We start from the raw sequence: 8,721 nt of genomic DNA, 5'->3' as shown, positions 1-8,721 counted from the left end.
TCCAGCTTAGTAAATGTCATCGCAATCGCTGTTTGATGCACTCATACTGGAACTGTAGCGAGCATAGCTCAACTTAACCACCCCCTATCCCTAGTGCCGCTGCGTAAGTCCTGATCTTTAAAGATTCTTGTGATAGAAACGCCCGGCCGCAAACGTTCGGACCAACCTGCCCTTCCGCTACAGCTCCTTGGTGATGTCCATTCGGACGATCAGTCCGTCGCGCAGCTCAAACAGGTACTCGAACGAGCTGCGGGAGAGCTCGCTGCCGTCGATCCTGTGGATGACTTGGTCGAGGCGGACGTTGACCCGTCCGTCAGGCAGGACGGTGACGTCGGTCGGCGTGTCGTGCGTCTGGGTCTGGGTCCACTGGTTCAGCCAATAGTTCTTGACGGCTTCTCGTCCATGGAGCCGCTTGTCGCCATCGGGCCAATTGATGTCCTCGCTGAGATACCCGAGAAGACGGTCGATATCCCTGGTGTTGTAAGCATCGTACGCATCGACGACGATTTCTTTGTCGGTCATCTTCATATCACCCTCCGTGGAATGTTGCTCCTAATTCGCACCTCTTTAGACATGACTAACTCTCCCTTCTGTAGGTGCTTTGGAGAAGACTAGAAATCAACTTTGTAAGCTTGTTTTGTGCCACTGTTTGCGGCAATTTGAATTGCATTTAGCATCTGATGACGAACGACTGCTTCATCAAAACCTGCACAGGTCTTTGTGCCTTGGAGAATATCTTGAGCCAGTCGAGCGTAGACCTGCGCGACGTTGAATGCAGAGCCTTTTGGAGTTTCAGGTGGAACCCAGCGATATTTGTTTGGTACAGGAATGAGTGACAGTGCCTTCTCTTGTCCCTGTGCGCCCTGTATGACCACATCCAGCATATAGGTATGACCAGTATCTCCTGTCACTAGCAAATCGCCTTCAGTGCCGTTGATCTCCCAAAGCAAATTAGTGCCGCGCGATCGCGCGGCACTAATTTGCAGAGAAGCGATCGCTCCGCTATGCAAAGTGCCATTCACAGCGATTTGGTCGGGAGCCATTGCAGGAATGCTCTCACCTGTGTCAACAATCTTGACTTGAGTTCTTTGCGTTGCTAGCGTTGCATTTAACTCACGAAATTCGCCCAGACAATACGTTACAACATCTGCATAATGTCCAGTGTGAACCGTGAGCAAATTGGCTCCATTCTGCGAGTCAAGCATGTAGACGTTGGCGCTATCAATGACATCGCTAGGGTACTTGTCAGAGACAATCAGGCTAGTGGAGACGACAGTACCGACATAGCCTTGAGCAATCAAATCGCGAATCTGGTTAACCGCTGGTGCGGCTCGACCCTGAAGCCCGATCGCAGTGCAAATATTTTTGCGTCGAGCTAAATCAGCTAGTTCGATCGCCTCAGCTAATCCGTTACCTAACGGCCATTCACAGTAGATATGTTTTCCGGCTGCGATCGCAGCAGTTACTAGTTCATGATGATACGGCACCTTAACCGCAACAACGACTAAATCTACTTCTGGGTGTGTCACCAGTTCAACATGATTATCAAATGCGAGAGATACGTTGAATTGTTTACTAGCCGCGATCGCGGTTTCTTGCTGACTGGTGCTGATTGCTCGAATCTCATACTGTGGTAGAGCGGAGAGAGCTGGAATGTGAGCAGATTTTGCCCAACCTCGATTAGGATTTGCGCCAATAATACCAACGCCAATCTTGTCTGTCATTGCGATGTTCCTTAATTGGCTGATTCATCCAAGATGCAGAAATTTTTGTCTAGCCTTGCGCCACAACCCAAAGGCGCGGGTCGCCTGCTTGCCGATTGTCGCTGTGCCGTTAATCGGTGCGTAGCACTCGGATGAGCTCTTCGGACACGAGGTCGGGGCGCGACAGAAACGGGTGGTGACCAGTGGCAAGGTCGATCGAGCGGGTGGCCCGGCTGGCGTGGAAGCGCTGCAGGGCGAGGGAGGTGCTGCGGTCCTCCGTGCAGACGAGGTACGTCGAGGGTCTACCCCGCCACGCCGCTTGAGTCGTCGGCGTCCCAAAGGCACCTACCGATTGTGGGGTGACACGGTTCCACGCTTCGGCTCGGATCTCCTCGTCTGTCACGTCCTGCAAGAAGCGATCGCCGAATGACGAGACGGTGTAACCAGCGAGGCGGACTGTGCCGTCGTCGCCTGGCGCAATTTTGACCGGGTCTTGCTCGCCGCTCATGATGTCAGCCTGCGACTGCCCCACGTCCGGCAGGTACGAGGTGATGTACACCAGGTGGTGAGTAGCAGGGTGGTCGGCGCCCTCTGCAATGACCGTGCCGCCGTAGGAGTGCCCGACGATGACAGCCTCGTCTACGTTATCGAGCGCATCGCGGAGCGCTTGGGTGTCTTCAAGCAAGCCAGCGGTTCCGGGTGAAGCACCCTCTCCGCAGGACGGCAACTCGACCGACCGACTCGCCGAGCCGGTTTGCTCATGAATCCGCTGGGCAACCTGCCGCCACCACCAGTTACCGTCACGGACAAGTGCACCGTGCACGAACAGGATCTCCACCATCTTTGTGTCTCCATTCAATAATTTCCCCAGTGAGTGGGAGGTAGCTTGATTCAAACCCAGATATGGCTCACTGCCCAGACCTCGTTTGCAAGAGATAGCCGCAAATTTAAGTAATTTAAATTCCATGCTATCTGCCACGTATCACACTAAATGACCGAAATTCTGCAATAAATAACCAATCATGATGTGGGTTTCTCTCTGTGGAGTTAACAGTTTGGTAATAAATAATCGGTGCGTGAGTTGGAAAGTGCAGCCCGTTTATCGGTTTCGCCTTCAGAAGGAATGATTTGGCTCACATGACCTACAACTATTTCCCAGCGGTTCTGTCACTGTAGCCAGACGCAGGTAAAGCGATAAGGGTCGGAGAACGCTTGACCGTCAGATATTCCAGCCAGTTCTACTTTGAGGGTGACGACAACGCAATCGTTTTGTGAAAATGGATTTGGCGATCGTAAACCTCCACTTTCGTTAGCAACAAGCCGGTTCGTCCTGCTTCAACACCTGCGGCAGGGTTTGATTCAGAAAATAATCCCAGGTAAACGGCTGAAATTGAAGCAGCTCTAATGCTGTCGATGTACCCGAAGGATTGGAATGAGTTTTATTCTGTACTGTTGGGTAACAGAGTGAAATGTCTAATCCTGCGGAGCTGGTTGATCGTTGACTCTGGAACTGTCGGTCTATAGTCGCTACAGCGATTTCATAGCTGTTTTGATAATGCTTCAGACGCAGCTGGGTTCCACCTGGAACAGTGTTGAGCGTCCAGACAACGAGAGACGGTTCAGCAGTGGAAAACTCCTGCCAGGTGTAGACTAAACGGGTCGGTTCTTCCAGTTCCACAACCTCGCATTGAATCGTTGTCTTCAAGCCCGGTGAGGGACGGCTGTAAAACTGAAACTTGTGTCCTAGCCTTGGCTCAAAGTCATTCTCCATCATCCAGGCAGCAAGGGCACGGCGGTCGGTCAACACTTGCCAAACTCGTTCGGGTAGATTCCGGTATCAACGGAAGGTCAACCAGTTTTCAAGCGAGTCCAACAGATGAGCAAGGACATGTTCAGACGCTAAAAACCTGATGAATTTTGACTAACTACACTCACATTTGGATCAAGGTCGCCACCTGTGTTGTAAATGTAATCAAACGCTCCCTGATCGCCCAGTAAGTGCGATCGCAAAAACAGTCCACTCCAGCGACCAATCGCACTGTTAGCGGTTGCCTGATCAAGCGTAGGACGGTTCGGATCACGAACAATATTATCTTCATTGGTAATACCGTAGTGATTGGCACCATCAACAATGATCAATGCCTTTGGTGGGTCTTGAAGCTTCACATAGGTTGATGCCACTTCACCAAAATCAGAGACTCCATCTAAGGTGCCTGCAATTAGTCCAACTGGAATATCCTGGTTATCGACAGATGGAAATATCCCGCTATTCATCGAAGACTGAAAGTTAGTGCCATAGAAAACACCTGCCATCAGTTCAGGAGGTCGAGTATAGTCATCAGAAGAAACCGCTGGATCATTGATGTTTTGAATGGCAGCTAGTCCTGCATAACCGCCAAGGGAGTGTCCTAGCAGTCCCAACTTTTCAGTGTCCACGATTTCAAAAATGGGTGAGTTGGAATTAGTATCCTCCACTCTTATCTGATTGAGGACATCATTCACCTGTTGTTGATCTGCCAGAAGTCCAGTAATCTCTTGTCCATCAGGTCCAGTGATTTTGCGTTCATTGTTGGGGACAACCACAACGAATCCATAACTGGCGACTTGTTCAGCATAGTTAGAATAGTCAGCTTTATCGACCAGACCACCCTGAAGCATCAAGGCGATCGGTAATTGATCTGCCGTTGCATCGGGCACAACTGGATAGTAAACATCTGCTGGATCACCATCGGCAGCAATGGTCGTTGAGTAGTGTTCTACCTGTTCATACAGTGGATCAGGACTGAATGAAAGATCCCCTTCTGGGCGAATCCGAAGCACTTCTCCCTGCCCTGGAACAAAGCCCTTATTTGAGATATAGATATCTCCGTTAGAACCCAGAGTTAAGCCAGTGGGGTTGATCAGTTCATCAGTGATCGTGTTGCGAGTCGAGCCATCAGGAGAAACATAAATCAGAGCACCTGCTTCACCGCCATTTAAGATTGCATCAGCATCGTACTCCAGAACATAAAGACCGCCGGATTGGTCAAATTTCAGGTCAATGATATTGGTGAAACCTTCTGCATAAACTTCTGGTTCTCCCTCTTCCCCAATGCGGTAAACTCGCGCATTTCCTTCCTCAAAGGGAAACGCGGTCAATTCACTGACGTAAAAGGCACCATCCGGACCAACGGTGATAGAGGTTGGCACCGACTGTTGCACAATTTCTTCACCTGTCGATGGATTAATAGCGGCACGGGTCGGCAACACCGTCTCCAAGGTTGGTTCCGCACTGCTAAAAGCTTTCAGGCTAAGCAAATCATTTCCACCCGCATCCAGCACATATGCCGTGTTGTCTTCAATCAGCAAGTCGAAAAGATTAGTATTTACATCCTGCCCATCGGGATTGTTGGCTTGTTCATAGGCTCCTAGGTCTACCAACCGTGTCCAGGAAGCATCATCATCAAAATTCTCAATTGTAATCAATTGACTGAAATCGGGAACTTGAACAATGCTATCCCGAAGTGCTGGATTTCCTGCAAATCCAACAATGCCGTAGGCATTGCCATAAGCATCAAACTCAATATCATTGATACCTGCCGCATCACTACCATCCGGTAATGCCAGCGATGGTAAACCCGTGACTACCCTTTCAACAACCCCATCTTGAATTCGAGTAATCGCACCCGTTGCACCATATGACAGAACTGCATTGGGGATACTGGGAGATGGAATACTGGCTCCGGGTCCGCCTCGTCCTGCTTCAGTGACGTAGAGCGCTCCATCTGAACCAAAGGTTAACCCTCTGGGTCCATCCAAACCATTTGCTAAAACCTCAATCTGTGGCGCGTGCGATTCATTAGAGCCAGTATAGGTTTGTTCTGCAATCGCGATCGATGCTATATCCATGATGTAACTTCCAGTACAGATAAATTTGCTCGAAATTAAACTAGTTCAATCTCAACTTCATTGATGTTGAAAACACTTAAACCCCGAAACTTGCAAGCGCGATCGCCCCTTTGTCAGAGCGATCGCTTGAGTATTCAGTTGAAGCGCGATTGCCTCGGAGGACTGAGGCAATGTTTTGTAGGCATTAAAGGGTATGAGCAACACCGCGATAAATCAATCGAGAGTTTGGTGTAGTTGGCTTCCGGGAACTAATTTGAGGCGATTGGTTAGTAATAGAGCGCTGGCTTCCAATTCCATGAGTCATGAGTTGGTACTGATTACTTTGATATGGTTTACCACGATAGGTAAGTGTAACTGAAGTAACTCTGGTTTGCTGGAGTTGAATAGACTGAGTAACTTCGTAATCAGCACCGCGATAACAAAGTTTCATGTGCTTATCTCCCTAATACAAATTTGTTACGGGGCAATGCAAATTTTTCTAACTCTCATCAATTATGAAATCGACGACCTTCTATTAACCTCTCAGGCTAAAACTCTGAGAATGCTGCAAGAATTGCAAAAGTCTATCTTTGGAAGTAGGGATTGGAGTTTTCTTAGAAGAAAGCCTCTACCTTCCAACTGATATTCATTCAACAATGAGGAATTTGACCTCAACTGTTGCTCAAAGCTCTAGTGTTATAAAACACACCACGTTACTATCCGTCTTTTATGCAATAGGCTTATGAACGTCTTAACACTGCGCGGTGCCTTCCCTGTTGCATCCTGCACACCAGAAGCAACTGCGGATTACTACCTTACCTATATCATCCCAACCTCCGTCAGACATCGCCAGCCTTAACTGCGTTGATTTAGGCGCTGGGGTCAAGCCAGCCCATGGGGGAAAACCCGGTCATCATAGGTTAGCTCACTGTGGCTCCACCATCAGCTACTAAAGGTTGTCCTGTTATGAATGAGCAAATGATCTGACGCGATTTGCAATGCAACAAAGCCGGTTTCTACCCTCAATTTGAGTAGGGAGATTTGACAGTTTCAAATGGAGTGCTCGGATAGCCAATTGCTCTCCTAATACAACTGTTATTCACCAATATCAGTTAGCGCTAGGGAAACGTGAGTGGGGTTACGCAGATCTTCTACCAGGGCTTGAATATCGGCAGGCGGGGGTGGAGTGAGGCGTGACACAGTCAGTGTCACGATGAAGTTGACAATTATGCCTAAAGTGCCAATGCCTTCGGGAGAAACACCAAAGAATCAGGTAGGCATACCGTAGAACTTGGTGCCAACAATATAAAAGAGAGTAAACAGCAGACCGACAATCATACCGGAAATGGCACCCTCCTTATTGGTACGCTTGTCAAAAATGCCCAAAATGATAACGGGGAAAAAGCTGGCGGCGGCCAAGCCAAAAGCAAAGGCTACGACCTGCGCCACGAAGCCCGGCGGATTAATACCTAAGTATCCAGCTAGGACGATTGCAATCCCTACCAGAAGCCGTCCTATCATCAGACGTTTTGTCTCCGAAGCGTGAGGATCGATCATGCGATAGTAAACGTCGTGGGCGATTGAGCTAGAGATCACCAATAGCAGCCCGGAAGCCGTGGACAATGCTGCTGCTAGCCCACCCACTGCCACCAGCGCAATCACCCAGGGAGCCAGTTTGGCAACCTCTGGTGTTGCCAGCACGATGATATCGGGATCAATTTTGACTTTGTTGGTCGTCGCGTCGGGCGTAAGCTGAATCCGTCCATCAGCATTTTTATCATCGAATGCCAGTAGTCCGGTGTTTTCCCACTTGGTTGCCCAATCTAACTGACGAATTTCTTCAACAGTATTGTTGTTAATGCTGTTGATCAGGTTGTAGCGAGCAAAGCTAGCCAAGGCAGGTGCAGAGGTGTACAAAATGGCGATAAACAACAGTGCCCAACCCGCCGAGTAACGTGCCGATCGCACATCTGGTACCGTGTAAAACCGAACGATAACATGTGGTAGTCCAGCCGTGCCCACCATCAGCGCCAACGTGATGAACAACACATCCAACATGGATTTGTTAGCGAAGGGTTGGGTATATTCGCTAAAGCCCAGTTCGGTTTGAATATCGTTTAACCGTCCCACGATATCCCCAAAGGTAAAGCCCAACTGTGGCACAAAAATTCCTGTCAGTAATGCAGAGATGGCGATCGTTGGAATCAAATACGCCACAATCAGCACACAGTATTGTGCCACTTGTGTCCAGGTAATACCTTTCATGCCGCCTAGAATGGCAAAAAACGCCACAATCACCATGCCGATAATCACACCTGTGCTGATATCTACTTGCAAAAAGCGGCTAAAGACAATGCCCACGCCACGCATTTGTCCTGCTACATAGGTAAACGAGACAAAGATGGCAGCAATCACCGCTACTGTTCGAGCCAGATTGGAATAGTAGCGATCGCCCACAAAGTCGGGCACGGTGTACTTACCAAACTTGCGTAGATAAGGAGCCAGCAGCAACGCCAGTAACACATAGCCGCCCGTCCAGCCCATGAAGTAGATCGAGCCGTCATATCCCAGGAAGGAAATCAAGTCTGCCATAGAAATAAACGAAGCAGCAGACATCCAATCAGCAGCAGTGGCAGCCCCATTGGCAATCGATGGTATATCCCGATCCACTACAAAGAAGCCTTGGGTGTCTTGTACTCGCGACCGCCAGCCAATGTAGATGTACAGAATGAATGAAAGGATAACTAAAACCGTAGTCCAGGCTTCGACTGACATGGTTTAAGCCTCCGTATCTGAGTCGTTGGAAAGCGGTTGATGAGAAATACTAGCACGACGTGAGACTCGATTGGGCACAGCGGCATGACCATATTTGCGATCGAGCCTGTCCATCTGCACAGCGTAAACAAAAATTAGGATAACAAACACATAGATCGATCCTTGCTGTGCCATCCAAAATCCTAGAGGTACACTGCCAAATTGAATGGTATTGAGTGGCTGCACCAGCAAAATGCTAAACACTAGAGGGTGTTGCTGCAAGGGTAATGCTTGGTTTGGCATGATAGAAGAATGAAATGTCCTCAATGTAATTCAACTCAAGTCGCTAAGAACGGGCATCGTCGAGGGAGACAATGCTACAAGTGTAAGCAGTGCA

General features: G+C 49.0%; 9 protein-coding genes and 1 pseudogene. 2 read left to right on the top strand and 8 right to left on the bottom strand.

Annotated features, from left to right (window positions below; genetic code table 11):
• Positions 1 to 177: 177 nt before the first annotated feature.
• From H6F93_RS14010 to H6F93_RS13990, 5 genes and pseudogenes are all read right to left on the bottom strand, one after another.
• A complete protein-coding gene (locus H6F93_RS14010; protein ID WP_190640974.1) occupies positions 178 to 528 on the bottom strand; it encodes a nuclear transport factor 2 family protein in 351 nt (116 codons plus the stop codon).
• Positions 529 to 611: 83 nt separating this feature from the next.
• Positions 612 to 1,724 carry a Gfo/Idh/MocA family protein gene (locus H6F93_RS14005; RefSeq protein ID WP_190681656.1) on the bottom strand — a complete coding sequence of 371 codons (1,113 nt, stop codon included), beginning with the start codon at positions 1,722 to 1,724 and terminating at the stop codon, positions 612 to 614.
• Positions 1,725 to 1,833: 109 nt separating this feature from the next.
• Complete coding sequence (locus H6F93_RS14000) at positions 1,834 to 2,544, bottom strand: alpha/beta hydrolase (RefSeq protein ID WP_199313714.1); 711 nt, start codon at positions 2,542 to 2,544, stop codon at positions 1,834 to 1,836.
• A gap of 468 nt (positions 2,545 to 3,012) precedes the next feature.
• Positions 3,013 to 3,516, bottom strand: a pseudogene (locus tag H6F93_RS13995) (SRPBCC family protein); the annotation flags it as partial.
• Positions 3,517 to 3,602: 86 nt separating this feature from the next.
• Positions 3,603 to 5,591, bottom strand: coding sequence for a ScyD/ScyE family protein (locus H6F93_RS13990; protein WP_190681650.1), 1,989 nt, complete (start codon positions 5,589 to 5,591; stop codon positions 3,603 to 3,605).
• A 63-nt stretch (positions 5,592 to 5,654) separates the two neighbouring features.
• Here H6F93_RS13990 and H6F93_RS33655 point away from each other — a divergent pair, with 63 nt between their 5' ends.
• Positions 5,655 to 5,825, top strand: a complete 171-nt coding sequence (locus H6F93_RS33655) for a hypothetical protein (RefSeq protein ID WP_206755731.1) — start codon at positions 5,655 to 5,657, stop codon at positions 5,823 to 5,825.
• On the opposite strand, the gene H6F93_RS35795 is transcribed toward H6F93_RS33655, so the two are convergent.
• The 3 genes from H6F93_RS35795 to H6F93_RS13970 all read right to left on the bottom strand — a co-directional run bounded on the left by H6F93_RS35795 (position 5,776) and on the right by H6F93_RS13970 (position 8,627).
• Positions 5,776 to 6,021 carry a DUF4278 domain-containing protein gene (locus H6F93_RS35795; RefSeq protein ID WP_190681644.1) on the bottom strand — a complete coding sequence of 82 codons (246 nt, stop codon included), beginning with the start codon at positions 6,019 to 6,021 and terminating at the stop codon, positions 5,776 to 5,778. The two genes, H6F93_RS33655 and H6F93_RS35795, sit on opposite strands and share 50 nt — an antisense overlap.
• Positions 6,022 to 6,839: 818 nt before the next feature.
• Positions 6,840 to 8,345 (bottom strand): sodium:solute symporter family protein, encoded by a 1,506-nt coding sequence (locus H6F93_RS13975; protein ID WP_242043456.1) that lies wholly within the window; start codon positions 8,343 to 8,345, stop codon positions 6,840 to 6,842.
• Positions 8,346 to 8,348: 3 nt separating this feature from the next.
• Entirely contained in the window at positions 8,349 to 8,627 is a 279-nt protein-coding gene (locus H6F93_RS13970; protein ID WP_190681641.1) for a DUF4212 domain-containing protein, read from the bottom strand.
• A gap of 9 nt (positions 8,628 to 8,636) precedes the next feature.
• On the opposite strand from H6F93_RS13970, the gene H6F93_RS35790 reads away from it, so the two are divergent.
• The coding region (locus H6F93_RS35790; RefSeq protein ID WP_524537882.1) for a transposase-like zinc-binding domain-containing protein at positions 8,637 to 8,721 on the top strand (85 nt) is incomplete at its 3' end.

Origin of the sequence: Leptolyngbya sp. FACHB-671 (genome assembly GCF_014695745.1) — a bacterium.
Classification (GTDB): domain Bacteria; phylum Cyanobacteriota; class Cyanobacteriia; order Elainellales; family Elainellaceae; genus JAAUTN01.
This window is presented reverse-complemented; position numbering and strand designations above follow the sequence as displayed.

Bases quoted from the DNA above. Each gene is read 5' to 3' on its own strand.
- H6F93_RS14010 (WP_190640974.1), bottom strand. From the start codon at position 528: ATGAAGATGACCGACAAAGAAATCGTCGTCGATGCGTACGATGCTTAC.
- H6F93_RS14005 (WP_190681656.1), bottom strand. From the start codon at position 1,724: ATGACAGACAAGATTGGCGTTGGTATTATTGGCGCAAATCCTAATCGA.
- H6F93_RS14000 (WP_199313714.1), bottom strand. From the start codon at position 2,544: ATGGTGGAGATCCTGTTCGTGCACGGTGCACTTGTCCGTGACGGTAAC.
- H6F93_RS13990 (WP_190681650.1), bottom strand. From the start codon at position 5,591: ATGGATATAGCATCGATCGCGATTGCAGAACAAACCTATACTGGCTCT.
- H6F93_RS33655 (WP_206755731.1), top strand. From the start codon at position 5,655: ATGTTGAAAACACTTAAACCCCGAAACTTGCAAGCGCGATCGCCCCTT.
- H6F93_RS35795 (WP_190681644.1), bottom strand. From the start codon at position 6,021: ATGAAACTTTGTTATCGCGGTGCTGATTACGAAGTTACTCAGTCTATT.
- H6F93_RS13975 (WP_242043456.1), bottom strand. From the start codon at position 8,345: ATGTCAGTCGAAGCCTGGACTACGGTTTTAGTTATCCTTTCATTCATT.
- H6F93_RS13970 (WP_190681641.1), bottom strand. From the start codon at position 8,627: ATGCCAAACCAAGCATTACCCTTGCAGCAACACCCTCTAGTGTTTAGC.